Genomic DNA, 25,612 nt, shown 5'->3' with positions numbered 1-25,612 from the left:
ACCTAGGACACGACACCTCATGAAGCTCGGCACGCGCGCGCGACTAGCCTGGATCCCGCTGGCGCTCTGGAGCGCGGCCGCGCTGTGGATCGGCACGATCGAGGCGGTGAAGTGGAAGGGCGACGACGTTCAGGACTGGATCGTGCTGGCCTTGGGCGGGGTCTTCCTGTTCGCGGCGGGGGCCTGGAACCTAGTGAAGGTGCGCAATCGCGCCGCCGAACGGGCCCGGGTCGAGGGTCCCGATGTCGATGAGCCCGTGACCTGGTATCGCAAGAGCGGCTCGTGGGCGGTGATCCTCTTCGCTGCGGGGGTGTTTGGCACCTTCGGCCTGGTCTGGCTGATCAGCGGCCAGATCCGCTAGCGCTCGAAAGTCTTAACTTAACCCGCCGTTGACCAAGTGGCGGCAGGGTCGGCGGCATGACCGCCCGCCCCTCCACAGTCCCCAGTCTCCAGGCCGCGCGCGCCATCCTCGGCGTCGCCGCTCGGGCCGACGAGCGCGAGCTGCGCGCCGCCTATCGCGAGGCCGCCAAGCGCGCCCACCCCGATCGCCCCGGCGGCGACGCGGCCCTGTTCCGCGACGTGCTGGCCGCCTACCGCCTGCTGCAGGACAACCCGGTCCAGCCGATCCATTTCCCGCCCGCCGTCACCGAGCCCGCGCGTGTCGAGCAGGCGACCCTGACCCTCGAAACGGCCATGGCCTTCGCCGGCGGCGCGCTCGACCTGATGGTCGACGCTCGCAAGCTGCGCCTGACCCTGCCCGCCGGCCTGCGCGACGGCGACAAGGTGCGGGTCGAGGACGTGGTCTTCCGCGTCGCTCTGAAGCCTGATCCCGAGGCCTTGGTGCGCGGCGACGACCTGTGGCTGACCGCGCGGCTGGACTCCCGGGTGCTGGCCGAGGGCGGCCGCCTTGAGGTGGCCACCGCTATCGGTCCGCGCCTGGTGTGGATCTCGACCAAGGCCGCCGCCCGCGGCTTGGTTCGCCTGCCCGGCCAGGGCCTGCCAGCTCGTGGGCCGCATCGCCAAGGCGATCTCTTCCTGCGGCTCGAACCCGTCAACGGCGGAGCCGAAAGCGCCGCGCGATCGCAACTGAAGCGTTTCGCGGCGGCGTGGGCGGCCTAAGGCCAAGGGCGCCCCGAGCCTTAGTCGTCCTCGTCTGGATCCGCGCCGAAGCTGTGCGGTTCGGTCGGCGGCAGGCAGGTCACCAGGATGCGGGCCATCAACTCGGAATCAGCGACGACGGACGGTTGTTCGCCAAACACCGCCTCCCAGAGGCTCGCCAGTTCCTGATAGGCCAAATCGGTCACGTAACGCTCTCTCGAACCACACACTCGGGAAAGACAATGCCGTTCGACACCAAGGGGTTGCTGATTAACAACGCGCGCCGCGAGACGCGCGCCGCGAGACGCGCGCCCGAGTCCCTTGACTAACGCGCTGCGATCGCCAGTTCGAACGGCGTGGCCGGCAGGCCGGTCAGGCCGTAGAGATTGACGATCGGGCTGTCGGCCCAGCCGTAGCGAACCTTCACGGGCGCGAGGCCTGCAGGGATCGGCAGGCTGACCTGGTCGCCGCTCAAGGTCGCGTCGACGAACCGGCAGGCGCTAGCATCGCACAATTCAAAGCCGTTGGGATGCGCGCCGGCCTGGACCACCGCGCGCTGGTCCAGCCGCACCGTCACGGCGCCGCCCTGGATCAACACCGACAGCGGGGCCGGGCCGGCGGCGACCACGCTCGTGTCCCCATAGGCTAGCCTGCGGGCTTGAAGCGCCAATCGACGGCCGACCTCCTGCTTATTGGCCGGATGGATGTCGTGGATGTCGCCGATATCGACGGCCGAGGCGAGGCCGACCTGGGGATCGGCGGCGGCCACCCGGCGCTGTACGTCCCGCACCCCAGCCCAGCCAGACTCGCGCGGCTGGGCGTAGCGCGGGCCGAAATCGGCCAGTTGAACGATCAGGAACGGAAGGTCCGGTCCGCCGAACGCTCGGCGCCAGTCGGCGATCAGGGCCGGCAGGGTGCGGGCATATTCGGCCGGTTCGGAGACATTGGCCTCGCCTTGATACCAGACGAAGCCCTTCAGGCCATACGGCGCCAGCGGCGCGATCATGCCGTTGCGCAGGGTGGACAGGCCGCTGGCCCCCAACCAGGGCGCGTGCGGCGGCGGGCCGCTTTGGGCCATGGAGGTCGAGATCTTGTAGCGCCAGGTCCCGCCGAGCGGCGCGAACGACCCGTCGTCGAACTTCAGACCCTTCTGCGCCGCCGGGCCCCAGGCCCCGCCGCCGCCGCTGGTGTCGATGGCCCGCACCGCGATCAGGTTGGCGCCCGCCTTCAGCATGCCCCGCGCGATGTGATATTCGCGCGGGGTGTTCCAGCCTTCCTGAGAGCCGATTTGGCGGCCATTGATGAAGGTGGTGTCGATGTCATCGACCGGGCCGAGCGCCAAGGTCGCGCCCCCCTTGGCGGCTTGGGCCGCCTGCTTGGCCGTCAGGGTGAGGGTGGCGCGCAGCCAGATCGTGCCGTCGAAGGTTTCCAGGCCAGGATTGACCTCCCAGAAGTTCTCGGCCGGCATCGTGGCCCAGGCGCTGTCGTCGAGGTTCGGGCTGGCCCAACCCGCCGCCTGCGGCTCGACCTTGGCGGCCCAGCGATCCAGCATCGCGCCCCAACGGGCCATGCCGGCCTCCTTGGATCGCGCGTAGTCAGCCAACACGGCCAGGCCCTCGTCATAGTTGCCCAGGGCGTGGAGGCCCTCGCCGCTAATCCAGTCCTGGATGATCGACCCGCCCCAACTGGCGTCGATCAGGCCGATCGGCGCGTCGGTCGTCTTCCTCAACTCGCGGCCCATGAAGAAACACGCCGCGCTGAAGTTCGCGGCGGCTTCAGGGCTGGCCACGCGCCACACCGCTTCCTTGGGCAGGGTCGTGGTCGGAGCCGGCAGGCTGGTGCGGCCGGTTTGGAGCAGGCGGATGTCGGGATCGGTTGCGTGCGACAGCTCGGTGTCGCTGTCGAGCGACCGGCGCAGTGGATATTCCATGTTCGACTGGCCCGAGCACAGCCAGACATCGCCGACCAGCAGGTCGGAGATCGTCTGGCTGTCGCTAACGGTTTTGGTGGTCAGGGACAGGGCGGCGGCCGGCTGGCGGGCCGGGAAGGTCGCTGACCAGCGGCCTTGGGCGTCGGTGGTGGCCGTGGTTTCGGCCTCGCCCAGCATGACAGACACCGACGCCCCGGGCGTGGCGCCGCCCCAGACCCGGATCGGTTGGCCGCGCTGGAGGACCGCGTGATCGGTGAAGACCGGGGCGAGGATGGGCGCGGCCGAAGCAAGGCTTGGCAAGAACAGCGCGGAGGCTAACAGGCCAAGGACTTTCGAACGCATCGGCATACCCCAAAATCCGCTCATCCCGGCGAATGCCGGACCCAGATTCACCCAGAGCCTCAGCGGGATTCACCTGGTCCCCTGAGTTCACAAACGAAGTGCAACACTCTCTGACCGAGGTGTTGCGATGGGACAAGCCTATGATCACTTACGCTGAGGCGCGGTGTGAGCTTGCCCGCCGTCGTGAAGCGGGTGAGACGATCCGACCAATCGCTGCGGCTCTGGGTCGCTCGCCATCGAGCATCTGCCGTGAGCTGAAGCCTAATGGCGGGCCCAAGGCCGCCTAAAAACCCGTGCTGGCCGGCGATCTCAGCAGGGCCAGGCGCTGGCGAGGCAGCCGCCTGGAACGCGACGAGGTCCTCCAGTGCCAAGTGCTCGAGCAGGTGGCCGGACGGCTGAAGCGCGAGCGCGGCCAGGCGGTGATCAGCCACGAGAGCATCTACCGGTTCATCTACGCCCAGATGCGCCGGACCAACGATGGAAGCTGGCGCAAGTATCTGCCGCGCAAGACCAACCTCGACACCCTCGACCTGGACGACATTCTTTGGCTCAACAGGCTCCACAACCACAGGCCTCGAAAGTGCCTGGTCTTCCAGACACCCGCCGAGGTCTACACCCTGTTGCATTTCAAGTGTGAATCCACATCCCGACTTTCGTCGGGGAGACGGTGTTGAGGGCGTGCCACACGAACTGCTGACCGCGCCCGACTAAGCCTTCTGCTCCAGACGCGCCCGCCACAGCCGCCAAAGCACGCCCGGCGCGGCCAGCACCGGGTGTCGCTCGCGCCAGGGCGTCAGCGGCACCGACAGGCCCGTATGGCGCTCGATCTTCCAGACCGCATAGCGCGCCGCGCCCTCGAACGTGAAGGCGGCCTTGATCAGCCGCGCCAGGTTCAACGGCTTGCCCAGGCTGCGCCGCACCCGCCAGGCGGCGTTGAGCCGCTTGTGATCCTCCGCCGACAGATTGGGCTGCACCGCGCCGCGCGAAACGATGTCGAGCATCCCCTCCTCCCGCCAACAGGCAATCAACAGGCAATCGTAGCGCTCGGGCTCGAAGGCCAGGATCGAGCGCTCGCGCCCACCCTTCTCGACCCGGAATTCGGCGGCGTAGGTCTGCTGGAACAGGGCCGACCAATAGGCGTCCGGCGGGCCCTCGTGCGGTCCAAGCGCGGCGGCGAAGCGGGTGGCGGTTCGGGCGGCCTCCGCGACGGCCTCGATCACGGCGTCGCCGATCGCCGGATCGACCGTCCAGACCAGGGCCGAGGGCTGGACGAAGCGCGTCCAGATCGTGGTGTCGATCCCCTGCCCCAGCACGGCGTTCTGGAACTGGGCCAAGGTCATGGCGGCGACCTTGGCGCGCAGGGTCCGGCCTTGGTGCTCGACCTCGTGATAGCTGACGTCCGGCCACAGCACCCGCCCGGCCAGACCGCGCCAGCCGCTCCGGGGGCCGGCGGTGAGGACGTAGAAGTCCATCACCCCCTCCAGGTCGCCCGTTCGCAGGATCGAGCCGTAGAACAGCACCGCCACCGGAGCCTCGAAGGCCTCCACCAGGCGCTGGGCGAACATCACGGCGTGGGGCGGGGCCGGGGCGCGGAGCTCCTCGCTGACCAGGCTGACCACCGAAGCGGTCATGCCGCCAGGAACCGCAGCGCCGGCGCCAGGACCACGGTCACGCCGCCGGCCCCGTCATAGACCTCGCCGTCCACCACCAGCGGCTGGTCGGTGGTGATCCGGATGGTCTGGGCGTCGCCGCGCCGATAGCCCAGACCGGGCAGCCAGGCGGCGTCGCGGCCGCTCAGCAGGGCGGGCAAGGCGCCGGGCAGGTGCTTGGGCGGGGCGTCGACGTCGAGGAACTTCAGCCCCTCGCGCGGCGGTCCGAACGGCTTGAGACCCAGGGGCAGGCGCTTGAGGGTGGTGGCCATGACCACGAAACGGTCGGCGGTGCGGGTTTCCTCGCCGTCGATGGCCATGCACAGCGGCACGCCGGCCCGCCAGCGGTCGCGCGCGCCGCCCATCAGGGTGCCAATCACGCCGCCGGCAAGGGTCAGGGCTACCGACAGGCTGTGGAAGGCGCCCAGGGCGTTGACCTTCTTGGACATGCTGGTCACCCGCACGAAGGCGCCCAGGCCGAACACGAAGCCATGCAACGACGGCCGACCGTCGTCCCAACGCACCACCAGGGGCGCGCGGGTCTTGATCACCGGGTGGCCGGAGCGGGCGGCGGCGATGGCCTGGTCCAGGGTCCACCCGTGCGGCACGCCTAGGTCGATGGCCAGGACGTTGGTCTTCCCGGACGGCAGCAGGGCCAACAGCGGCGGCGTGTCGCCGAAGGTGTCGGGCAGCAGGCTGATGACGTCGCGGATGGTGCCGTCGCCGCCGTCTATGACCAGCAGTTCGACCCCGCACTGGGCGAAGGCCTTCAGGTCCTGCACCAGGGCCTCGCGGGTGGCGGGCTCGACCAGCAGCACCGCGTCGGGCGTCGAGGCGCTCTCGGTCCGCCCGATATTGGCGTGGCTGCGCGGATTGCGGATGACCCCGATGCGCATCAGCGCGACAGCCAGGAGACGACGCCGCCCTTGGGCGTCGCCAGGCCCTGCAAGATCTGGACGGCGTGGACCAAGAGGCAGATCGCGGTCCACACCGCCACGGCCATGAATCCGATGTCAGGCCGGCCGACGAGCCAGGCCAGAGTCAGCATGATGAGGTTGGGGTTGCGACGCGCGGTGATCAGCCGAAAGAAGCTGTCGAACGGTCGCCAGGCGTGCATCTCGACCCTGAACAGGGCCAGGAAGATGCCCTCCTCCACCCGCTGCAGCACATAGCCCGCGACGATCACCGCCAGGGCCAGGACGCCGTGCGGCGTGGCGAAGGCCATTGCGCCCAGACCCACATACCAGGCCCACCACCAGAACGGCGGGTGCACCAGGTCAATGCCGTGGTCAAAGACATTGCCCCACTTCGATGAGGTCAGGGTCACGCGGGCCAGCTTGCCGTCGACGGTGTCGAGGAAGGTCATGATCCAGGCGCAGACCAGGCCCCAGCCGAACTGGCCCGTCCAGAACAGCCAGAAGGCCGCCAGGGTCAGGATGAAACCGATCAGGGTCACCTGGTTGGGCGTCATCTTGGCCAGAGCGCACCAGCGGGTGACGACCCGGGCCGGCGTGGGCCAGACATATTTCGTCACCAGGTCGGTGACGCCCTTGTAGGAGCCCTGGAACAATCGCTTCTCGACCGCGACGCGGGTCTCCGGCGTCAGGCGCTCCAGCACCGGCGGCTCGCGCTTGCGCAGGGCGCTGTTATAGGCCGAGCCAAGCTCCAGGGCGGTCAGGCGGGTGTCGGCCAGGGCGGTGACGTCCTCGCCAGTGTCGAGGCGGGCTATGGAGTCACGCGCGCGCAGGGCCGAGACGTTGACGGCGACCACGCGACCGGCCTCGTCCACCAGGGCCACGCCTGGACGCTCGGCCAGAGCCTTGATCAGCGACTCGTCGAACACCCAGCCGGCATCCACCACGATGACGTTCCCGCTGACGAAGACGGTCCCCGGCGTCGCCTCGACCAGGCCAAGGCGGCGGTAGATTCGCGACAGCCGTTCAGACGACGTCATCCCCCAGAGGCGCGTTTTCGTCAAGCCCACCGTGACGGCGGACAGACCAGCGGCCTCTTTCGGATCAATTTCGACCTTCACGATACGACAGCCCCTTGAAACTCGCGGCGATTGATAAGCAGCTTCGACCCCTTCCGCCAGAAAGCGTGACCGAAGTCTTGTCGATATTCCGCCTCGCCCACCTGTCCGACCCCCACCTGCCGCCGCCCAAGGGCGCGTTCGGCTGGCGCGACCTGCTGTCCAAGCGGCTGCTGAGCCGCATCGCCTGGCGCCGCAAGCGCAACGAGCATCGCCCGGAGATTCTGGCGACGCTGGTCGCCGATCTCAAGGCCTACGCCCCCGATCATGTGGCGATCACCGGTGACCTGACCAACTTCGCCTCGCCCGTCGAGCTGGAGGCCGCCCGGCTCTGGCTGGAAGCCCTGGGCCCAGCCCGCGACATCACTGTCAGCCCCGGCAACCACGACGCCTTGGTCGATGCCGGCGGCCCGCCGTTCGTCCCATGGACGCCGTGGCTCGGGGATCACGGCGAGGCCAGCTTCCCCCAGGTCCGGATCCGCGACGGCGTAGCGATCTTCAATCTTTGCTCCGCCACCCCCACCGCCCTGCATCTGGCCACCGGCCGCCTGGGCGCCGACCAGCTGTCGCGGCTGGACGCCCGGCTGGCCGATCCGGCTTGGTGCGACCTTTTCCGCGTCGTGCTGATCCACCATCCGCCGGTCGCCGGCGCGGTGTCGGCGCGCAAGGCCCTGGAGGACCAGGACGACCTGCGGGCGGTGCTCGCCCGGCGCGGCGCCGATCTGGTGCTGCACGGCCATGCGCATGAGGCGCTGGTGGCCACCGCGCCCGGACCCGACGGCCGGATGATCCCGGTGCTGGGCGTGCCTTCGGCCTCGGCCCAGGGCCATGGCCGCCACCCCGCCGCGCGCTGGCATGGCATCGAGATCGATCGCCGGGCGGATGGCGAGATCGTGGTCAAGGTGGTGGCGCGAGGCCTGGACCCGACGAGCGGCCAGGCGATGGAGCTGGGCCGCTACGTCCTGTCCCAGGCGGGCCGACCGGCTCAGCGCCCGTAGCGCATCTTCAGCGCAGTGTGGTGTCGCCCGGCCCGGCCTGGAAAGTCAGCCGGGTGGCGGGCTGACGGCCCTCGCAGTCGCCAGCATCGCGCGTGGCCCCCTCGCCCGGCGCCGCGCCAGACTCGCCCGCCAGCGACGGACCGGCCAGCAGCGCAAATCCGGCGATGAGCCCAACCAAGAATGCGGATCGGACTTCCATCAAAAAGGCCGCATCCCTATTGTAGGATGGACGGCGGCTAGCGCCCCGAGGCGAGGCCGAGCATGACCAATCCCACCGCTATCAGCTTTGGCTTTCCGCGCACGCGGGTGGCCGAGACCGCCAGCTGGCTGGTTCTCGTCCGTCCCAAGCAGCCGACATTTGGGTCCCTGGTCCTGATATGCAAGGAAGACGCCCAGGCTTTCTCGCAAGTGAGTCCCGCCGCCTTCGCGGATCTCAAGACGGCCACGGACGGTATCGAGCGAATGTTGGCCAAGGTCGTGGCGTACGAGAAGATCAATTACCTGATGCTGATGATGGTCGACAAGGACGTGCATTTCCACGTGATCCCGCGCTACGCCGGCACGCGTGAGCACGAGGGTCAGGTCTTCGCCGACGCCGGCTGGCCAGCCGTTCCGGCCCTCGGCGATGCGGTCGATATGGGCCTGGACCGAGCCGAACGCCTGGCCAGGACCCTGGCCCAGGCCTGGTCGGCCGCGTGACCCGCTCCCGCCGCATCCGCATTCCGGTTCCCCAGGGCACGGCGCGCTTTCGCCTGATCGACGGTTATCTGTTGCGCCTGCTGCTGTGGCCGATCATCGGCTGCCTGGGCGTCACGGTGATCGCCCTGCTGCTGGAGCGCGTGCTGCGGCTGCTGGACGTGCTGTCGCAGAGCAGCGCCCGGTTCGGCTATGTCACCTCGCTGGCCGCCAACCTGGTGCCGCACTATCTGGGCTTGGCCCTGCCCGTGGCCTTCTTCGTGGCGCTGTTCATCGTCATCACCAAGCTGTCCGACGGCTCGGAGATCGACGCCCTGTTGGCCAGCGGCCAGTCCCTGACCCGTATCGCCGCGCCCTTCGTCTTCGTCGGCCTGTTCCTGGCGGTCTTCAGCCTGGGGGTGTTCGGCTACATGCAGCCCTACAGCCGCTACGCCTATCGCGCCGTGATGCACGAGGCGGTCAATGCCGGCTGGAATGGCAAGCTGGATGGCGGAGCGTTCATCGACGAGCCCAAGCTGCTGATGACCGCAGACGACGCCGACGCGGCCGGCCATCGCCTTACACGAGTGTTCATCCGCCGCCTCGACGCCAACGGCCGGGAGGAGGTCATCACCGCCGCCACCGCCGACCTGCGCGCCGACGAGGCCGCCAAGACCGTCACCATGCTGTTGCGGAAGGGCCAGCGGGTGGGCGTCGACGCTCAGGGCCAGTACCGGACCCTGGTGTTTGACCAGTTCACCACCAACATCCCCTTGGCCGGCGCGGCCGCCCTGCTGCGAACCCGCGGCGGCGACGAGCGCGAGCTGACCCTGGGCGAGCTCGACCGCCAGTCGAAGCTGCCCAACCCGATCGTGCCCAAGCGCACCCTGTTGGCCGAGCTGTACGGCCGGCTGGCCCGCGCCGCCTTCCTGCCGTTCCTGCCGCTGCTGGCCTTCCCGCTGGGCCTGGCCGCCAAGCGCGGCAACCGCACGCCTGGCCTGATCATCGCCGGCGTGCTGCTGCTGGCGTTCCAGCATAGCCTGCAGCTGGGGCAGGGCCTGGCGGAGTCCGGCAAGGCCATGCCCCTGGCGGCGATCGGCATGCCATTCGCGATCTTCACCGGCCTGAGCCTCTGGCTGTTCATCGGCAGCCGCAAGCGTCCGGGCCAAACCCCGGTCACCGAGATGATCCGGCGGATGGGCGTCGGCATCGCCCGTTTCCGCCGGATGGTCCAGTCCAAGACCGACCGGGCCGCCGCATGAAGATCCAGCTCTATATTTTGCGAATGGTCGGCACGCGCGTGCTCGGTGCGGCTCTGATCCTGTTCTCGATCCTGCAAATCCTCGACTTGCTGGAAGTCACCACCGACATCCTCGGCCGGGGCCTGGGTACGGCCGGGGTGCTGTATTACGCCGCCCTGCGCTCGCCGCGCCTGATCGAGCAAGTGGCGCCGATCGCCACCCTGGCCGGCGGACTTTTCGCCTTCTCGCAGTTGGCCCGCGAGAGCGCGATCATCGCCATGCGCGCCACCGGCATCTCGGCCTATCGCATCGTCGCCATGGCGGCGCCGATCGCCTTTCTCGTCATGGCGCTGGATTTCAGCTGCGCCCAAGTCATCGCCCCGCGCACCGACCCGGTGCTGGCCGCCTGGTGGCAGGCCACGACCCCCGTCGCCGATCGCAAGGTTCCCGGCCCGCGCAGCTTCCGCTCCAGCGACGACCTGGTGATCGCCGACGGCGCCTCGGCCGACGGCCGTCAGCTGAACGCGGTGAAGGTCTATCGCCGCGACACTTCCAGCCGCTTGATCGAGCGCGTCGAGGCGCCGACCGCCACCTATGTCCATGGCGGCGGCTGGACCCTCAACAGGCCGGTCATCGCCCGCTTCAGCGGCGAGCGCGTCGATGTCGTGCCCGCCGGCAAGCTGGCCTGGCCCTCGCCCCTGCACCCCCAGGACATCCAGGCCCTGTTCGCTGACAGCCCCGTGCCGACCGCCGCCACGGCCCGCCGGGCCCTTTTGAGCGGTGGCGGCGACCGGCCCGCCAGCTACTACGAGACCCGCCTGCTGGCCGCCTTCGCCGGTCCGTTCGCGGCCCTGGTCATGCTGCTGATCAGCGCGCCCGTCGCCCTGGCCAATTTCCGCAGCGGACAAGGGGCTATGCTGCTGACCGGCGGCCTGGCTGCGGGCCTGCTGTTCCTGGTCATCAACGGCCTGCTCTCGGCCCTGGGCGAAGGCGGGTCGCTGTCGCCCCTCCTGGCCGTCTGGGGCGGTCCGGTAATCTTCGCCTCCCTCGCGCTTTACGCGCTCGTTGCTCTGGAGGGCTGAATGCCGTTCGACACCGCCCCGTCCGACCTGACGATCGTTCCGGTCTCCACCAAGGCCGAGCTGAAGCGCTTCATCGACCTGGCCAACCGCCTGAACGCCAAGGACCGAAGTTGGGTGGTCCCCTTGATGTACGAGCGGATGGCGGCCCTGACGCCGAAGACCAATCCGTTCTTCGAGCATGCCGAGGTCCAGATGTGGCTGATGCTGCGCGGCGGCCGCGACGTCGGCCGGATCAGCGCCCAGATCGACGCCCTGGCGGTCCAGGAAGCCGGCCAGAAGACCGGCAATTTCGGGATGATCGCCGCCGAGGACGACCCCGCTATCTTCGAGCTGCTGTTTCGCACGGCCGAGGACTGGCTGCGCGAACGCGGCTGCACCAACGCCCTGGGCCCGTTCAACCTGTCGATCAACGAAGAGGTCGGCCTGCTGGTCGACGGCTTCGACACCAAGCCGATGGTGATGATGGGCCACGATCCGGCCTATACGGCCCGACGAGTCGAGGCCCAGGGCTACACCAAGGCCAAGGACGTCTATGCCTATGTCTGCGACCCCACCGCCGCCCTGCCGGCCGTGGTGGTGCGCAGGGTCAAGCGCGGCCTGCCGCAGGGCGTGACCCTGCGCGAACTGGACATGAGCCGCTATGACGAGGAGGTGCGGTCGCTGACCAGCATCCTCAACGACGCCTGGGCCGGCAATTGGGGCTTCGTGCCGACCACCGAGGCCGAGACCGCCCAACTGGGCAAGGCCCTGAAGGACGTCATTGACAAGCGCCTGACCCTGTTCGCCGAGATCGACGGCGAGCCGGCCGGCTTCATCGTGCTGCTGCCCAATGTCAACGAGGCCATCGAGGGCCTGAACGGCAAGCTGCTGCCGTTCGGCTGGGCCAAGCTGTTGTGGCGGCTGAAGGTCAAGCGGGTGAAATCTATCCGCATTCCGCTGATGGGCTTGAAGCGAAAGTTCGCCGACACCCTGCGCGGCCAGGTCGTGCCCTTCCACCTGATGAACGCCGGGCGCGATGCGGGCTTGGCCCTGGGCTACGACAAGTTCGAGTTCTCGTGGGTGCTGGAGACCAATGCGCCGATGCGACGGATCTCCGAGGCCATGGGCGCCACGATCTACAAGACCTATCGGATCTACGAGAAGGCGCTTTGACCACCATGGGCTTCCAGGCCCTGGTTCTGGCCGGCTCGCGCGGCGGGGTCGATCCGGTGGCCGACTATGCCGGCGTCAGCCAGAAGGGCCTGATCGTCCTAGGCGGTCAGACCCTGCTGACCCGAGTGCTCGGCGCGCTTGACGCGGCGGGCGCCACGCGGATCGCGGTCTCGACCAACGACAAGGCGCTGGAAGCGGCCCTGGCGACGCAGGCGATTCGGGCGACGCTCACCGCCCTGCCCTCCGCCGCCGGACCCAGCCAGAGCGTCCACCAGGCCGCCGAGGTCCTGGGCACGCCGCTGCTGGTCACCACGGTCGATCACGCCCTGCTGCGGCCCGAATGGGTGACCGATTTCATGGCCGACACGCCCGAAAACGCCGACATCGCCATCCTGCTGGGTGAGGAAGCCCTGGTCCAGGCCGCCGCCCCGACCACCAAGCGTACCTATCTGGCGTTTCGCGACGGGCGCTATTCGGGCTGCAACCTGTTCTACCTGAAGACCCCCGCGTCGCTGCGGGCGATCGACCTGTGGCGCAAGGTCGAGCAGCACCGCAAGCAGCCCTGGAAGATCGCCGCCATGCTCGGCCCGATGATTCTGGTGCGCTACCTGCTGGGCCTGATGACCCTGGACGAGACCGTCGGCCGCATCGGCGCCTTGGCCGGTGTCAAGGCGGTGGCGGTGCGGGCGCGGGACGGCTTGGCGGCGGTGGATGTCGACAAGCCGGGGGACCTGGACCTGGTGCGGGGGATCGTGGAGGGCGCCTGAAACACCGCCCACCCCGACGAGAACGCCAAATTTCCTTCTCCCGCAAGGGGGAGAAGGTGGCCGGTGGCGCGGACATGACACCCCTACCGCGCCTCCAGCACCAGCCGCAACTTCGCCGCCAGCGCCTCCAGCGCCTCCAGCGTGAACGGCTTGCCGATCAGCTCGACGCCCGGATCCAGCACGCCGTCATGGACCACGGCGTTTCGCGTGTAGCCCGTCGTGAACAGGATCTTGATGTCCGGACGCCGGCGGCGGACCTCCTCGGCCAGCTTGGCGCCGTTGACGTCGAGCATGACTACATCGGTGAACAGCAACACAATCTCGGGATGGGCGTCGATCAAGCGCAGGGCCGCGGCCGCGCCGTCGGCTTCCAGCACCAGATAGCCCAGTTCGCCCAGCGCATCGACGCTGAACTGGCGGACGGACGGCTCGTCCTCGACGACCAGAACCACTTCGCGGCTGTCACCCACAGCCAACGGCGCGGGCGCCGTTTCGGCCTCGCTCGCGGCCAAGGCGCCGATCAGGCGCGGCAGATAGATCTTGATGGTCGTGCCCACCGACGGCTCGGAATAGATCTTCACATGGCCGCCCGACTGCTTGACGAAGCCATAGACCTGGCTGAGCCCCAGGCCCGTGCCCTTGCCCACTTCCTTGGTTGTGAAGAACGGATCGAAGGCCTTTTCGATGACCTCGGGGGGCATTCCGCTTCCGGTATCGGTCACCGCGATCAGCACATATTGGCCTGGCGTAAGGCCCAGTTGGGGGCAGCGTAGCGCTCGTCCAGATGAGCGTTCTGCCCCAGTTGTTGGGGTTGCGGGCGGCGGTGGTGAGGAAACAAGCCCGCTGGAAGAAGTCGGTAGTGTCGCGCGAGTCGAAGTACATGCCGCCGACCCGCCACTTCAGGCGGTCGTCGCCATTGCTGGCCAGGTGGATTTCTTGGGTCAGCTGATCCAGATCGCGGATTTGCCCCTGGAATTGGCCAAAGCCGCTTAATAAGAGCCCGCTTACTTGCGTGCGAGCCTGCGGCCTTTAGGCAAATTGCATGACGGCCCCGTGGCAGGCGGGTTGGCCGCAGGTGGTCAGATTGTCGACAGCCGGCGCCCGTCCTTCTCCCCTCGCGAAGGCAGGCGATCCGCACGACCCGTCGCACAGATAGCCTTGTCCGGGATAACAATCGTTTTTGACGACCTGAAAGAGTGCCCTCCCAAAAAGGGGAGAAGGCAAACTACTCCCCCGCTGCCACCCAGGCCGCCGCCAGGGCCCGGTTGCCGGGCAGGTCTTCGGGGAAGTCCATCTCGGCCCACCGCAGGCCCTCGATCGAGTGGGTGGCGACCACGTCGTGGTCCTGGGCGATCTGGTTGATGACGCTGAGATACCAGCGCTTGAGGCCCTCGGGCGTGCGCAGGGCCTGCTCGACGATACGGGTGAACAGCGTTGCGCCCTCGGGGTCGAAGCGCAGGAAGCCGATCGACTCGGCGTCGTAATGCTCGATGGTCTTGCCGATGGCCCGCAGCTTCAGGCCCTCGGTCAGTACCTTCATGTCGTCGGCGTCATAGCCGGGCTTGCGGTCGATGGTGACGGTGATCGGGGCCGGCGGAGCGGCGATCAGCCGGCGGGCGATGTCGGTCGCGAACATGGTGTCGCCGTTCAGCAGCAGGAAGTCGCCGCGCATCTCCCCGCGCGCCAGCCAGCAGGTGGCCAGATTGTCGGTCAGGGCATAGAACGGGTTGAACAGAGTGCGGACCGTCAGGCCCGGAAGGTCCAGGCCGGCGACCTCCTGCTCGACTGTATCGGCCGCGAATCCGGTGACCACCACCGCCTCGGCGACGCCGGCTTCCGCCAGGTGCTTGAGCTGCCAGTGCAGCACGGTGCGGCCCGACAGTTCGACCATGCATTTGGGACGCGTGTCGGTCAGGGGCGACAGGCGTTTGCCCTGGCCGGCGCTGAGGATGATCGCTTTGGCCGGTGTCGCCACAGGGTGGTCTCGTCTGTCGGAAAATGGAGGTCGCCAGATAGCGACGATGGGCGCGCCGAACAAGCCGCTCGTCGTGGAGCGCGAGGTAACAAGCGGCGGGGTCCCTAGGCAAGCCATAGCGACGCCCGGGGGCCATTCCGCCACCAGGCGGGCCGCGCCTGGCGCGCGTTTCCGACATTGCAGAGCGGACTTTCCAACCTAGCCGAGGAAGCTTTGGGCTATGGCTTCCGGCGCTTTCGTTGATTTCTGAATTGGAGCGGGCGATGGGAATCGAACCCACGACATTCTGCTTGGGAAGCAGACGCTCTACCTCTGAGCTACGCCCGCAGAACCGAACACTCTCAATCGCTTAGGTGTGGCCGATGCGAACGCGAAGGCAACGTTTTACAAAGCGTTTTACAGATACCGTTCTGTGCCCGTTCCCATAGCCGGTCCGTGAGACGTTCTCAAGCTGCATTGCTACCCGTCCGCGCCATCTGGTCAGCGACACCTCTCGCGACCACCGCCGCATCAACGTAGCGCTTTCGGATGCTGGACACGTTCGCAACCTCCCAGCCGACGATGTCAGCGATTTTTTCATTTGAGATGTCCGCAATCGCGAACCGGGTGATCGCCGTCCCTCGCAAATCATTGAACGTCCGCCCTTCAACTCCCGCGACGGCGGCGGCACGCACGAACGCTTGGGTAAGTGAATCCGGCTTCCACGGGGTTCCGCGTTGGGTGAGAAGGAGGAATGCCGATGGAACCTTGCCCTTTGCGATTGCCGCTTCACGTTCGGCTCTCACTTCGTCAACGATTGCCTCCGCATCGCCCATCAAGGGCACTGAGACGGTCTTCCGCAGGCGGCTTTTCCCGGTTGCGAATTCCAAACGGTTGCCATCAACGGAAGCCCACCTCAGCTTGCAGAGGTCTTCCCGTCGAATGCCGGTAGCGGCTGCAAATCTGACGGCCCGACTCGCTTCCCGTGTGAGGTTCTGAACGATCAACGCCAATTCCTCGGGTTTAAGGATCAGCTCTGCCCGGTAGTTTGGTTGGTAGATGCCCTTGATGCCCTCGGCGGGATTGGCGTCCAACTCGCCGTTCTGGACGCCCCACGAAAAGACGCGTTTCAAGACGGTCATGTGGGCGTCGGCCTGGCGAGGCGTTGATTTGAAGCCGTTGCGCCATTCAACCAGCGCCCTCTTCATCCGTTTGTCCGCTAAGGATTTGAGGGGCAAGGTTCCAAAATGGTCGGTGATGGCGTCGAGCGATCGTCTCCAATCCACCTTCGTCTTGGGGGCCAGCCGCTCGAAACCGTCCGGAGCGGATTTGTAGCGAATGACGAGCGATTGGACCGTCGCCCCGGTCGCCTCTGCCCTCGACCTTGGTTTTGCATATGCCGCCGCGAGCGCGGTGGCCCCTGCCACCTCGGCAGCAAGCGCCTGGGCGCGGTCATCACCCTCGAACCTCATCATCAGCTCGCCGCCCCGGTGGCGATACCAGTAAATTGCGACCCGACCGCCGGCGAGCTTTGAAGTCACTCGGTGGCTCGAAGGCAGCTTAATGGCGGACTGCATGAGAACGCTCCCACTTTTCGAAGTCCGATTCCGCCTCGTCTTCGACATCCGTCAGCTCTTTTCGTCCATCGATATTGGACAAAGAGTCCAAATGCAGATCAAGCGCAAGTCGGTCGAACCTCGGGGCGCTTCCGCGACCACCTTCCGCTAGCCTTATCGGCGTAATACCAATATTTTTTAAGAAATCGGCGCTCTTGTAACCGAGATAAGCCGCCGCCTGTTTGCCGTTCATTAGTCTGGGAAAACAAACAACGTAATCATGGGCTGGCCTGTCGCGCATGGTTACTGGAGGCGCGGTGCGCGTCTGGGGGAGATTGGAGAAGTTAGGCACGGATCGATCCGTTGGCAGTTCAAATAGCAGTTCGCCCGCGCGGCTAGCTGCTTTACCGACCTGATCTCAACGACGCGTCATCGGCCCCTCTTACGAGAGTTTTCGCCGGAGGTTGCCTGATGGGCCTTCGAACGGAGAATGGATATGGGAAGCGTGACCTTAGCCGTCAAGGAGCAGGGAAAGAATAACCACCCCGACCACCGCCTCCAAAAGACGCTAGGGAGCCGCCACCAAGCGGGCCGCCCAAGATGACTCAGGAGCGCCCTGGATGCTGGGCGGCCCAGCACCATCCACGGACTCCATTTCGGCCCTCCACGGTGCCTCCCCGAGTGTCCTTGGGCATCCAGGCTGCCCAGGGCGCAGCGCGATCGCCAATTCGTAGACGTGATAAAATTAAAGAGCCGTCTGCATGAAATATATTCAGTTATCTATCAGATCAGATATCCACAGTTTGTTATCAGAAACAAATAAGGTGCAGCTTGCAGAATTGATTTATTTAACTGGTGATTGCCTACTCAGTGAGCCTAAGTATCTTCGTCGATATGCACAGAAATCGAATCATCATCTTCGCTATATCCGGCTTGTCTCGCACCCGCTGGGGTTACCGCCTTTCGGCATTCGCTGATGGGGCGGCGACATACGCGCTGATCCGCCGCCGTTCCGACCACGACAGTGAAATAACCAAGCCGCCATTGCTTGAGGAACTTGTCTATGTCGGCAGTGGATGGGCGCGCCCGCGTGTGGGCAGCCTTCTGAAAGCTGTTCGCCGAAGCTTTGACCGAGAGGGATTGGAAGCTCCACGCCCCGGCGAGCGGCATGGTGTGGATGATTGGGCGGCGGGGATCGGCACGTCCCTCGACATCAGCGAGCTTTTCTTAATTGTCGTGTTCAACGGCATCCCCGACGACGTCGAGCGGGAGTTACTGCGCATTTACAGAGAGGAATTTGGCCAACTCCCGCCAGCGAACCGGCACGACCGGATTGGGAGATTGACTGTGAAGGGCAGGACCAAGTGCCCAACCTGCGTTCTCTCCGGGATCGTGGCGATGTTCATTCGCCGCAGGAAGCCGTGAGAAGCACGAACGCGCACAACCACTCACCACCGTGGCACGAGCACATCCAGGCGACGATCAAGCTTCACTGGGCGCAAAGGGGGCTTTGTGCTGGCTGCGGTCGGTCAGTTCCGCGCGTTGGCCGGTTTTCGCCTGATGATCCGATGGCTCCGACCTTTGATCATGTCATCCCCGCTAGCCGGGGTGGCCGGAAGGACCTCGGGAACGGCTTGATGAAGCATCAAAGCTGCAACGTGAAACGCGGCGATGCTCCTCCGACGGGGTGTGATCTGATTTGGCAAGCGCTTGTCGCGGCCAGGCTGGCGCTTGAAGGTCACGCTAAGGCGTAGGTGCCGTTGCGGGAGCTTCTGGTGCCGCCGCTGGCGTCATCGACGCCGCGACCCTGGCTTGGCTGGGGAGGGTAAGCGCCTTTATCGGCGGGCGCGTCTCAGCCAACACGCTGAGTGTCTGTGGCACCCCACCGCGAAGGACCACAACAGTGTAGGTCGAACCGATCTGGACCTTATCCAGCAGCTTGAAGAATGCGGCGTCATCTTTGAAGGTTTTGTCGTTGATCGACACGATCTCATCGCCAAGGGTGCCGCCAGCATTCTGCACCGGCGAGTGGTCTCCGAAGTCTTTCGCGCTGTAGGCCATCACGCTTTTGCCCTTGAACGTTCGAGGGGTCATTTCGCCTTGCACGCCCAGGAAGGCGCGGTTTGGAAATGTCGTGCCGACCGGGAGTTGTGCGCCCGCCTTGGCGAGGAAGCGCGCAGCGTCAGCCGAGGCGGGCAATTAGCTGCGCCAGCGGATCGCGCGCCTGATCGTCTCTGGCCCGCACCATCAGATACAGGTTGCCCGTCGCCCGCGCCCAGACCTCGCCGATAGCCCGGTCTTCAGCGGCGTCGGCCCAGTGGTCCGCGCCCTTGTACTCGACCACAAAGATGCGACCGTCGGTCAGCTCGGCGACGAAGTCTGGATAGGTCCGCTGAGTCGAGGTCTGGAGCCAAAACGATGCAGGGTGACGGGCGACGTTGCGAACCCAGTGCTTCACCTGCGTGAGGCTGTCGAGCATCTGGGCGCAGCGCGGTTCCTCGCCGTCCGCCTTGCCGTCGAAGGCCGGCACGCGGTCCAGGAGGTGCTTGGTAAAGCCAATCGGCCCGCGATAGGTTGGCTGGTCGTCATAGACGCCGTATCGGAAGGAGAAGCCTTCGTTTGACAATGCTTGCACCGGTGCGCCGGGGTCGAGCAGGTATCGTTGAGCCGTCGTCGCCCGCTGTTGGCGACGGACTTGTCCGATATGGGCAATAAGCTTTCGCGCCAACGCCTGACGCATGCGCATCAGTTGCGCCAGGGACAGACCGTCGACCTCGATCAGTCGAGCGACGACTCTCGTCAGCCAGCCGACCTTATCGGCCTGGGTGAAGGATGGGTCATTCACCAGGGGGTCTAGTAGTGCGACCAGACGCGCCGGGCTCCAGCCTTCGACGTGATCCACGCCTTCTAACAGATCGCCCGTCAGGAAAGTGTTTGTGACCTGGCGTCCGTCAACATCGATCAGATAGCGACGCACCGTTTCACCAAGACTGTCAGCCAGCGCTGGGATCACGGGCGACTGGTCCGACAGCCGCCATTCGACGTGTTCCATCAACAGATCGAGATCAGCCAGCATCAATTGGCCGTCGATCATCGTTCCCAGGGCGGGCACGCGCAGTTCGGCACCACGTGCCGCAGGAGCCACGTGCAAAGCCTCCACTGCCCGCTGCAGTTCCGTAGCGCCGGACGGGGCGGCGTGCATAATCTGTTCGATTAGTCCTGGGCGGGCGATTTCTGGCGCTGCCAGAGTCAATACGCCAGGGCGGCTCTCCACCGGAGTAATCCCGTGCGCGACCAGAACGGCACATGTTTCCGGCGTATTGATCAGGTCCAATGTCACCGGCGGTCTAGGCGGCTGGGCGAACAGGCCTTCGCTCAGGTCCAATTGGGGATGTTCGATGGCCTGTTCGGCCTCGCCATCCTCGAAGCCCATGTCGACAAGCGCGTCCTTCAAGGCTGTGGCGGCGGCGTAGAAGGTCGGCTCTGAGACGTGGGCATAGGCGCGGTTCAAATCGGCGGAGCTCCGGCGACTTGCATAGGGCATCCGCAGCACCCGGCCCAGAAGCTGCTCCACCGAAGTTGAACTCTTGATGCTGGCCACCGAGCAGAAGACGTAGGCGTACGGGCAGTCCCACCCTTCCTTCAGCGCTTCGACGGTGATGATGTGCTCTATCGGGCAACCTGGAGCGGCCAAGTCGACGCCGTCCAGGCCGCGCTGATCGCCGGTGGCGATGACGATCCGATCCTCAGCAATCTTCAGGTCATCGATCAGATGGCGACGCAGGACCTCGACCGTGACCTCACGATCCTTGGGCTCGGCCTGATACAGGGTGATAGGCCGCAGGGGCTCACGTTCTGTCTCAGCGAGCGCGCCCAATCGTGCGCGTTCGGCGACCGCGCCGGCCACGGCCGATTGCCAGTGAGCGTGCTCCTGAAGGACGATCGGCATTTTGATCATCTGCTCGGCCTTCAGCTCGGCGGCCGAGGCGTTGAACAGGATGTTGCTGTGGCCGCGCGGCGTGGCCGTGAACTCCACCACTGCCCATGGATTGATCCGGGCGCGCATCTGATCGCTGAGGGCGGTGACGACGTTGTGGGCTTCGTCTACGACCATCATAGGCCGTGCCATGTGCAGCAGGTTGGCGAACGAATAACGCACGCCGCCGGCCTCGGTCTTCTCCAGATCGGGGAAGGACGCCAAGGTCGCCGCATCCAGCCGGCTGAAAAAGGGCTCCAGCGCCTCGTGGTGCTGATAGACCTTGCGTCCTTCGGTGTTTTCGACGCGCAGGGTCTGGACGGTACCCACCACGACACAGGCGTGAGATGCCAGATCATGCGGCGTGATGTTCGCGAAGTCGCCGATATCGAAAACCCGCACCGCACCGCTAAAAGCGGCATCCAGCGCCGCGCGATAGGCATGGCGCGGATCGGCCAGTGCCTGAACTGTCTGCTGCCGGATGACGTTGGACGTCACCAACCACAGTACCACCGGATAGTCGCGCGACAGCCCGGCGGAGCGGGCCAGCGGCACGGCGTGGGCTGCCAGGATCGTCTTGCCGCCCCCAGTCGGCAGGCGGATGCAACAATAGGGGGTGTCGCCCAGACCCTTTGGCGCTCGATACGGCGCCCCAAACCGGCCCAGACGTTGGCGCAACGGCGGCTGATCTTCCAGCGGAGGCTGATCCAGCGCCCAATCGAAGGCCTGGGCCGGATCGACCTCCTGCGCCCTGCCGAGGAAGTCGCCCAGCACCTTAAGCGCGGACTGCTGATAGGGCTTCAACTGCATCAGCGGCGGACCTTCACGTCATAGGGCGTCTGGCAGAACACGATCCGTTCGCGGACCAGAGAAGGCGGCGTTAGGGCGCAGCGCTCGCCATAGACAATCAGTTCACCGTTGAAGTCGGCGGTCAGGTGGTCGCGGATGATCGCTAGGGTCTGGCGAGTCAGCACATTGCCTCCCTGCGGTCGCCGGTCTCCGAGCACGCCGTTATAGAGCAGAGCCACGGCTTGATCCGCATCGACACCAAGAACCGGGCCGTCGGCAGGCGATGTCGGTGCTTGACCGGTCTCGGCAAACCAAATGTGCGCCGCCAGCGTCGCGAAGGTGATCCCAGGCGACAATGCGCCATCTTCGCTAAAGACCGGCTCGCCCAGACGATAAAAGCGGAACCCTCCGCCGCCGGTCCAGTTGGCCGCGTTGGATACACCACCTTGTTCACCGTCGATAACCTTGGTCAGACGCGGCGCGCAGAGGGTATCCGCGTGATCTCCAACCTCGATGCCGATGTAGCGGCGGCCCATTTTGTGTGCGACGGCGACAGTAGTGCCGGAGCCGAGGAAGGAGTCCAAGACTATATCGCCGGGCTTAGTGGCGATATGAAGAACGCGTTCAATTAAGCGTTCGGGCTTGGGGGTACCGAACGAGGCATCCCCCGGGAATAAGGCCCGCATTTCATTCTTTGAGGTTCGATTACTTCCGACGTCGTCCTTTGACCAAAAGGTCCGAGGCACCAAATTCCCTACCTCTGAGAGATATCTTTTGATGCTTGGTCTGGCCTCGCCTTTAGGCCCCCACCAGACCCGGCCTTCCTTGTCCAGTTCGCGCAGCCTTTCTTCTGAGACCCGCCAGTAACGGCCGGGCGGTGGTGAAAACACGCGTCCGCTCGGGCCAACCATTTCGTACAAGCCCTTCGAATATGGCTTGTTGGCGTACGGGTCGCCGGGGAGCCAAGGGCCACGGTCATCATCATCAGGATTTGTATATATGGAGTCAGCTTCGGCAGTGCGTTCAAGCTTGATCGGTTTCCAGTTTTCGCTGCGCGCGTAAACGTAGATGTAGTCATGATCGCTTGAAAACTGCCGAGCCGAATTTCTCGGGGAGTCAGCCTTTTGCCAAATTACGGTGTCGACGAAGTTCGACCGCCCGAACACCTCGTCCATGATGACTTTGAGGTAGTGGCCTTCGTTGTCGTCAATCGACACCCAGATCGAGCCGTCCTCGGCCAGTAGCTCGCGCAGCAGTTCCAGCCGGGGCCACATCATCGCCAGCCAGCGGCTATGCTCCAGATTGTCGTCGTAGTGCTCGAACGCCGACCGCGTGTTGTACGGCGGGTCGATATAGATGCACTTCACCCGCCCCGCGTAGAACGGCAGCAGGGCTTTCAGCGCTTCCAGGTTGTCGCCCTGGATCAGCATATTGCCCGTATCAGCGTCGCCGCCCCCCAAGGCAGGGTCTTCCTGCAACAGGCGATAGGGCGCTCGCCGGGCGGCCCTCAGGTCTTCGTCACGCGTAAGCCAGGTCAGAATGGGCATACGGGTTCATCGCCCAGTTCGCCCCGCCTTGGCAACGGCTCAGCCTCAGTACGTCGCCCCAACCGCAGCTAGGAAAGGAGCGCCTGGCATGCGCCGCCGGACGACCTCGTGCTCCACGGTCCCTGCGAGATTGGCGGCCTCCTTGAACTGAAGCAGGAAGGTGCGGCCTATGCCGCGCATCCGAACGCAACCGGCGTAACCAATGCCGTGATTTTAGTCCGCGCTGGACGAAGGATCAGAGGCAGGCCACACACATTCAGCTATTTACTCTTCCTGAAGTGCATAGACGTCTGTGTAGCGCGAGCCATAGGTCGTGTGCTTTCCCGCCTCCCCGATGCTTTCCAAGCGGAGGTGGGACGGCTTGGTCAAGCGACTGCTGATATTAAAATATGGATACTGACCGGTGATGTCGGGGTGCATGGCCGCCGCGACTTGCACGTCAGACTCAGAAACATACCGGAGCGCCCAATTCTCGATAATGTGCTTGAGGTCCAAGCTGCGGCGCGTGGGACCCCTCGTTTTCTTCTGGGCGTCGAGCCAGGCGTAGGCGATCCGAACGCAGTCGGGGTGCTCATGGTTGGCATCCCTTTTGAATGGCCGTGCCGCGATAGCTTTTTTGATTTCGTCATCGGTTAGCATCGGTAGCTTCCACGTTTCTTGTGATGTTATGGGGGCGTCTTTGCGCGCGAAGCGAAGCAGCCCTACTGGCCTTGGCGTTTGATCGCCTCTCTGATTTCGATAAGTCGGTCCTCGATCACACCGGCGATCATCAGGGTTGCGGCCACGCCAATCAGCGCCGCGCCTATTGGGCTCCAAATTGGAAATCGAAAATCGGCGTCGTATGACGACATTCTCGAAATATCATTAATGCCGCCAATAATAACAAATGCCAAGCCAGCCCAAAACAAATATCCGCCAACTCTCTTCATTCCAGACTCGGGTATAGATGCGTTTCTTTTCATACCATATCCGATCGCGCTGACTGTGACTTCCCTCAACGTTCGATTTCTATTAGGTACTCGTAGGCGAAATCTAAACCGTCTTCTACCCAGAAAGAGGACAAATACGATCGAGCATCCGCTGCTACGTCGTCCACTCCGGCTCACCGTCGCTCAGGGCGGGGGCAGCAAAGGGTTTACGACGCCCGCCCGGTACCTCTCCTCAGACGGCGCAGCTTCAGGGCTCCAGCATGCCTCCGCGAGTCCCTACGGGCCCATGCAAATAGAACCCGCACCCGCCTGATCGCGATAATCGAACTTTTGGTGCGGACTAACGTGGTTTCATGCGCTCCCGTTCACCAATGCGCCGCGAGAGTCCGGAGGGTATTCGTGGCGATCATGGGTCGGGTGAGGAAATGAAGCCCGCGCCTGCGACCGGACCTTGGACGCCGCGCCAGATACCGGACAGGGCGAAGGTCTGTTCAGGCTGGTTTTTGGACAATGCTGGCCACCGGGCCAAAGCAGCAGCACAGTCCCCAAGTATGTTAGGCGGCGAGACGGTCCTTGAGCGTCCGCAGGGTGGCGACAACGCCGTGTTTGGGCCAGTCATAGGTGATCGAGCCGCACAGTTGCGCCGACATTCCCCGGGTGACCAGCTTGCTGCCAAAACCTCCGGGCCCTTCCGGAGTCGTAACGGGCGGGCCTCCGCGCTCGGTCCAGACCACCACGACATCCTGGTCGTGCGCCGTGCAGGAAACATCTAGCGTACCGGACGCGACCGAGAGCGCGCCGTACTTCAGGGAATTAGTCGCAAGTTCATGGATGACCAAGGCCAAGGTGGTCGCGGCGGCCTCGCCCACACCTACCCTAGGAACTGACACGCGAATGCGACCACTCAAGGCGCCCAAGTCATTATAGGGCGCGAGAAGGACGGAAATCAGATCGCCCAGCAGCGCCGCTTTACCGTCCTGACCGGGGATCGGCCGAACGAGGTCGTGGGCGCGTCCCAGGGAGGCTAAGCGTTCCGTCAGCTCGACGGCCATCTCAGTGGCGGTCTCGGTCGAGCGCGACGTGATCGCTGTCAGGGCCGAAGCGATCGCCAGAAGATTTTTAACCCGGTGGCTCATTTCGCCAGCCAGCAGTTCATTGGCCTCTTCCGCTTGCTTACGGCCGGTTACATCGAGAAAAATCCCAACCATGACGCGGCCAATGATGCCGGCGTCGTCGCCCTGGCCGCGTGCCGAAATCCACCGGATGTCGTCCTGGACATCGATGCGAAAATCTATCTCGTAGGCCCCAAGGATTCCGCGTGTCGCCGCGAACGCGGCCCTAACCCGGTCGCGATCGGCTGGGTGGATGTGGGCGGAGAGACCTTCGAAACTCACCGCCGCCGTGGTTGGCACGCCCCACAGGCCATAGCCCAGCTCGTCCATAATCAATTGATCGGATTCTACATCCCACGACCACAGAGCGACGCCAGCCGCCTCAATACCCCGTCGGAGCTCCTTAGTATCCCAGACCGTAGGGGTAAACGCCGACGCGGACATGGGAAGGGGTTCTCCGGATTTAGGAGGAACGGATCAGTATCACGATGTTGCGGCGGCTGGGAAATATCGCCCGAGAGTCCGACATGGATCGGGAGGAGAAATCAGGCCCCTGTCCGAAACCGGACGTTCGACCTCTGGCCCGTAAGTGGACTTCGCCAAAGTCAGAGAAGGGTGGTTGTCAGAAGCTCGCCCCCAATGGACCGGCCTAAAAACCCGACGATGCTTAGTGGTCGACAGCTTTCGGTCCGGGGTTTAGCCAAAGGCCCTGACTCAATTCGTGCCAGTTCCACGAGATCGACACGGTTCCACCCTCTGTAGGTAAGATCAAGCATCGTTTCT

At 65.1% G+C, this 25,612-nt stretch carries 28 protein-coding genes and 1 tRNA gene; 12 read left to right on the top strand and 17 right to left on the bottom strand.

The genetic code is table 11. The features are described 5' to 3' along the window. The first annotated feature begins 19 nt into the window (after positions 1–19). Complete coding sequence (locus tag ACP7AG_RS02835) at positions 20–361, top strand: hypothetical protein (protein ID WP_426013721.1); 342 nt, start codon at positions 20–22, stop codon at positions 359–361. A 56-nt stretch (positions 362–417) separates the two neighbouring features. Then, entirely contained in the window at positions 418–1,119 is a 702-nt protein-coding gene (locus tag ACP7AG_RS02830) for a DnaJ C-terminal domain-containing protein (protein ID WP_426029725.1), read from the top strand. A gap of 20 nt (positions 1,120–1,139) precedes the next feature. On the opposite strand, the gene ACP7AG_RS02825 is transcribed toward ACP7AG_RS02830, so the two are convergent. Together ACP7AG_RS02825 and ACP7AG_RS02820 are read right to left on the bottom strand one after the other, a co-directional pair. Beyond that, positions 1,140–1,304, bottom strand: coding sequence for a hypothetical protein (locus tag ACP7AG_RS02825; protein ID WP_426013725.1), 165 nt, complete (start codon positions 1,302–1,304; stop codon positions 1,140–1,142). 119 nt (positions 1,305–1,423) lie between these two features. Then, a complete protein-coding gene (locus ACP7AG_RS02820; RefSeq protein WP_426029724.1) occupies positions 1,424–3,370 on the bottom strand; it encodes a sialate O-acetylesterase in 1,947 nt (648 codons plus the stop codon). A 32-nt stretch (positions 3,371–3,402) separates the two neighbouring features. Between ACP7AG_RS02820 and ACP7AG_RS02815 the strand changes: the two genes are divergently transcribed. After that, positions 3,403–3,657: a helix-turn-helix domain-containing protein gene (locus tag ACP7AG_RS02815; protein ID WP_426029723.1), complete on the top strand. Its 255-nt coding sequence runs from the start codon at positions 3,403–3,405 to the stop codon at positions 3,655–3,657. 6 nt (positions 3,658–3,663) lie between these two features. Next, the gene (locus ACP7AG_RS02810; RefSeq protein ID WP_426029722.1) at positions 3,664–4,044 is read left to right on the top strand and encodes a hypothetical protein; all 381 of its coding nucleotides are present in this window, start codon (positions 3,664–3,666) and stop codon (positions 4,042–4,044) included. A 33-nt stretch (positions 4,045–4,077) separates the two neighbouring features. On the opposite strand, the gene ACP7AG_RS02805 is transcribed toward ACP7AG_RS02810, so the two are convergent. From ACP7AG_RS02805 to ACP7AG_RS02795, 3 genes are read right to left on the bottom strand one after another with little or no spacing between them, the layout of a single operon-like run. Next, positions 4,078–5,001, bottom strand: coding sequence for a hypothetical protein (locus ACP7AG_RS02805; protein ID WP_426029721.1), 924 nt, complete (start codon positions 4,999–5,001; stop codon positions 4,078–4,080). Next, positions 4,998–5,915: a diacylglycerol/lipid kinase family protein gene (locus tag ACP7AG_RS02800; protein ID WP_426029720.1), complete on the bottom strand. Its 918-nt coding sequence runs from the start codon at positions 5,913–5,915 to the stop codon at positions 4,998–5,000. The genes ACP7AG_RS02805 and ACP7AG_RS02800 overlap by 4 nt, the downstream gene beginning before the upstream one ends. Then, a complete protein-coding gene (locus ACP7AG_RS02795) occupies positions 5,915–6,973 on the bottom strand; it encodes a CDP-alcohol phosphatidyltransferase family protein (protein WP_426029719.1) in 1,059 nt (352 codons plus the stop codon). The genes ACP7AG_RS02800 and ACP7AG_RS02795 overlap by 1 nt, the downstream gene beginning before the upstream one ends. Positions 6,974–7,131: 158 nt before the next feature. On the opposite strand from ACP7AG_RS02795, the gene ACP7AG_RS02790 reads away from it, so the two are divergent. Beyond that, positions 7,132–8,049, top strand: a complete 918-nt coding sequence (locus ACP7AG_RS02790; protein WP_426013806.1) for a metallophosphoesterase family protein — start codon at positions 7,132–7,134, stop codon at positions 8,047–8,049. A 7-nt stretch (positions 8,050–8,056) separates the two neighbouring features. On the opposite strand, the gene ACP7AG_RS02785 is transcribed toward ACP7AG_RS02790, so the two are convergent. Continuing rightward, a complete protein-coding gene (locus ACP7AG_RS02785) occupies positions 8,057–8,227 on the bottom strand; it encodes a hypothetical protein (RefSeq protein WP_426013734.1) in 171 nt (56 codons plus the stop codon). An 83-nt stretch (positions 8,228–8,310) separates the two neighbouring features. Between ACP7AG_RS02785 and ACP7AG_RS02780 the strand changes: the two genes are divergently transcribed. The 5 genes from ACP7AG_RS02780 to ACP7AG_RS02760 are packed head-to-tail and all read left to right on the top strand — an operon-like array spanning position 8,311 to position 12,966. Continuing rightward, positions 8,311–8,748 (top strand): HIT family protein, encoded by a 438-nt coding sequence (locus ACP7AG_RS02780; RefSeq protein ID WP_426013736.1) that lies wholly within the window; start codon positions 8,311–8,313, stop codon positions 8,746–8,748. Further along, entirely contained in the window at positions 8,745–9,986 is a 1,242-nt protein-coding gene (locus ACP7AG_RS02775; protein ID WP_426029718.1) for an LptF/LptG family permease, read from the top strand. The genes ACP7AG_RS02780 and ACP7AG_RS02775 overlap by 4 nt, the downstream gene beginning before the upstream one ends. Continuing rightward, positions 9,983–11,047: an LptF/LptG family permease gene (locus ACP7AG_RS02770; RefSeq protein WP_426029717.1), complete on the top strand. Its 1,065-nt coding sequence runs from the start codon at positions 9,983–9,985 to the stop codon at positions 11,045–11,047. Before ACP7AG_RS02775 ends, ACP7AG_RS02770 begins: the two co-directional genes overlap by 4 nt. Further along, a complete protein-coding gene (locus ACP7AG_RS02765; RefSeq protein WP_426029716.1) occupies positions 11,048–12,199 on the top strand; it encodes a dATP pyrophosphohydrolase in 1,152 nt (383 codons plus the stop codon). Between the two features lie 5 nt (positions 12,200–12,204). Continuing rightward, positions 12,205–12,966: a nucleotidyltransferase family protein gene (locus ACP7AG_RS02760; protein WP_426029837.1), complete on the top strand. Its 762-nt coding sequence runs from the start codon at positions 12,205–12,207 to the stop codon at positions 12,964–12,966. Positions 12,967–13,049: 83 nt separating this feature from the next. On the opposite strand, the gene ACP7AG_RS02755 is transcribed toward ACP7AG_RS02760, so the two are convergent. From ACP7AG_RS02755 to ACP7AG_RS02735, 5 genes are all read right to left on the bottom strand, one after another. After that, a complete protein-coding gene (locus ACP7AG_RS02755; protein WP_426029715.1) occupies positions 13,050–13,667 on the bottom strand; it encodes a response regulator in 618 nt (205 codons plus the stop codon). 524 nt (positions 13,668–14,191) lie between these two features. Beyond that, entirely contained in the window at positions 14,192–14,941 is a 750-nt protein-coding gene (locus ACP7AG_RS02750; protein ID WP_426029714.1) for an NTP transferase domain-containing protein, read from the bottom strand. Between the two features lie 252 nt (positions 14,942–15,193). Next, positions 15,194–15,268, bottom strand: a tRNA-Gly gene (locus tag ACP7AG_RS02745). 119 nt (positions 15,269–15,387) lie between these two features. Continuing rightward, positions 15,388–16,497: a tyrosine-type recombinase/integrase gene (locus ACP7AG_RS02740; protein ID WP_426029713.1), complete on the bottom strand. Its 1,110-nt coding sequence runs from the start codon at positions 16,495–16,497 to the stop codon at positions 15,388–15,390. After that, entirely contained in the window at positions 16,481–16,828 is a 348-nt protein-coding gene (locus tag ACP7AG_RS02735; RefSeq protein ID WP_426029712.1) for a hypothetical protein, read from the bottom strand. The genes ACP7AG_RS02740 and ACP7AG_RS02735 overlap by 17 nt, the downstream gene beginning before the upstream one ends. A gap of 518 nt (positions 16,829–17,346) precedes the next feature. Between ACP7AG_RS02735 and ACP7AG_RS02730 the strand changes: the two genes are divergently transcribed. Together ACP7AG_RS02730 and ACP7AG_RS02725 are read left to right on the top strand one after the other, a co-directional pair. Continuing rightward, positions 17,347–17,901: a hypothetical protein gene (locus ACP7AG_RS02730; RefSeq protein WP_426029711.1), complete on the top strand. Its 555-nt coding sequence runs from the start codon at positions 17,347–17,349 to the stop codon at positions 17,899–17,901. Then, a complete protein-coding gene (locus tag ACP7AG_RS02725) occupies positions 17,841–18,230 on the top strand; it encodes an HNH endonuclease (protein WP_426029710.1) in 390 nt (129 codons plus the stop codon). The genes ACP7AG_RS02730 and ACP7AG_RS02725 overlap by 61 nt, the downstream gene beginning before the upstream one ends. On the opposite strand, the gene ACP7AG_RS02720 is transcribed toward ACP7AG_RS02725, so the two are convergent. The 6 genes from ACP7AG_RS02720 to ACP7AG_RS02695 all read right to left on the bottom strand — a co-directional run bounded on the left by ACP7AG_RS02720 (position 18,220) and on the right by ACP7AG_RS02695 (position 25,159). Beyond that, the gene (locus ACP7AG_RS02720) at positions 18,220–18,675 is read right to left on the bottom strand and encodes a PDZ domain-containing protein (protein WP_426029709.1); all 456 of its coding nucleotides are present in this window, start codon (positions 18,673–18,675) and stop codon (positions 18,220–18,222) included. The two genes, ACP7AG_RS02725 and ACP7AG_RS02720, sit on opposite strands and share 11 nt — an antisense overlap. Next, positions 18,659–21,262 (bottom strand): DEAD/DEAH box helicase, encoded by a 2,604-nt coding sequence (locus tag ACP7AG_RS02715; RefSeq protein WP_426029708.1) that lies wholly within the window; start codon positions 21,260–21,262, stop codon positions 18,659–18,661. Before ACP7AG_RS02715 ends, ACP7AG_RS02720 begins: the two co-directional genes overlap by 17 nt. After that, the gene (locus ACP7AG_RS02710; RefSeq protein ID WP_426029707.1) at positions 21,262–22,788 is read right to left on the bottom strand and encodes a site-specific DNA-methyltransferase; all 1,527 of its coding nucleotides are present in this window, start codon (positions 22,786–22,788) and stop codon (positions 21,262–21,264) included. Before ACP7AG_RS02710 ends, ACP7AG_RS02715 begins: the two co-directional genes overlap by 1 nt. A gap of 264 nt (positions 22,789–23,052) precedes the next feature. After that, complete coding sequence (locus tag ACP7AG_RS02705; RefSeq protein WP_426029706.1) at positions 23,053–23,427, bottom strand: hypothetical protein; 375 nt, start codon at positions 23,425–23,427, stop codon at positions 23,053–23,055. 62 nt (positions 23,428–23,489) lie between these two features. Further along, entirely contained in the window at positions 23,490–23,717 is a 228-nt protein-coding gene (locus tag ACP7AG_RS02700; protein ID WP_426029705.1) for a hypothetical protein, read from the bottom strand. A 554-nt stretch (positions 23,718–24,271) separates the two neighbouring features. Then, positions 24,272–25,159, bottom strand: coding sequence for a sensor histidine kinase (locus tag ACP7AG_RS02695; RefSeq protein ID WP_426029704.1), 888 nt, complete (start codon positions 25,157–25,159; stop codon positions 24,272–24,274). Positions 25,160–25,612 lie beyond the last annotated feature (453 nt).

Origin of the sequence: Caulobacter sp. DWP3-1-3b2 (genome assembly GCF_049896325.1) — a bacterium.
Classification (GTDB): Bacteria; Pseudomonadota; Alphaproteobacteria; order Caulobacterales; family Caulobacteraceae; genus Caulobacter.
The sequence above is the reverse complement of the archived record's forward strand: the minus strand, read 5'-3'. Positions and strand labels throughout refer to the sequence as shown.

Coding starts and splice junctions, on each gene's coding strand:
- ACP7AG_RS02715 (WP_426029708.1), bottom strand. CDS start 21,262: ATGCAGTTGAAGCCCTATCAGCAGTCCGCGCTTAAGGTGCTGGGCGAC.
- ACP7AG_RS02795 (WP_426029719.1), bottom strand. CDS start 6,973: ATGACGTCGTCTGAACGGCTGTCGCGAATCTACCGCCGCCTTGGCCTG.
- ACP7AG_RS02765 (WP_426029716.1), top strand. CDS start 11,048: ATGCCGTTCGACACCGCCCCGTCCGACCTGACGATCGTTCCGGTCTCC.
- ACP7AG_RS02780 (WP_426013736.1), top strand. CDS start 8,311: ATGACCAATCCCACCGCTATCAGCTTTGGCTTTCCGCGCACGCGGGTG.
- ACP7AG_RS02815 (WP_426029723.1), top strand. CDS start 3,403: ATGCCGGACCCAGATTCACCCAGAGCCTCAGCGGGATTCACCTGGTCC.
- ACP7AG_RS02710 (WP_426029707.1), bottom strand. CDS start 22,788: ATGCCCATTCTGACCTGGCTTACGCGTGACGAAGACCTGAGGGCCGCC.
- ACP7AG_RS02830 (WP_426029725.1), top strand. CDS start 418: ATGACCGCCCGCCCCTCCACAGTCCCCAGTCTCCAGGCCGCGCGCGCC.
- ACP7AG_RS02805 (WP_426029721.1), bottom strand. CDS start 5,001: ATGACCGCTTCGGTGGTCAGCCTGGTCAGCGAGGAGCTCCGCGCCCCG.
- ACP7AG_RS02760 (WP_426029837.1), top strand. CDS start 12,205: ATGGGCTTCCAGGCCCTGGTTCTGGCCGGCTCGCGCGGCGGGGTCGAT.
- ACP7AG_RS02700 (WP_426029705.1), bottom strand. CDS start 23,717: ATGAAGAGAGTTGGCGGATATTTGTTTTGGGCTGGCTTGGCATTTGTT.
- ACP7AG_RS02835 (WP_426013721.1), top strand. CDS start 20: ATGAAGCTCGGCACGCGCGCGCGACTAGCCTGGATCCCGCTGGCGCTC.
- ACP7AG_RS02800 (WP_426029720.1), bottom strand. CDS start 5,915: ATGCGCATCGGGGTCATCCGCAATCCGCGCAGCCACGCCAATATCGGG.
- ACP7AG_RS02740 (WP_426029713.1), bottom strand. CDS start 16,497: ATGCAGTCCGCCATTAAGCTGCCTTCGAGCCACCGAGTGACTTCAAAG.
- ACP7AG_RS02820 (WP_426029724.1), bottom strand. CDS start 3,370: ATGCGTTCGAAAGTCCTTGGCCTGTTAGCCTCCGCGCTGTTCTTGCCA.
- ACP7AG_RS02770 (WP_426029717.1), top strand. CDS start 9,983: ATGAAGATCCAGCTCTATATTTTGCGAATGGTCGGCACGCGCGTGCTC.
- ACP7AG_RS02695 (WP_426029704.1), bottom strand. CDS start 25,159: ATGGACGAGCTGGGCTATGGCCTGTGGGGCGTGCCAACCACGGCGGCG.
- ACP7AG_RS02755 (WP_426029715.1), bottom strand. CDS start 13,667: ATGCCCCCCGAGGTCATCGAAAAGGCCTTCGATCCGTTCTTCACAACC.
- ACP7AG_RS02705 (WP_426029706.1), bottom strand. CDS start 23,427: ATGCTAACCGATGACGAAATCAAAAAAGCTATCGCGGCACGGCCATTC.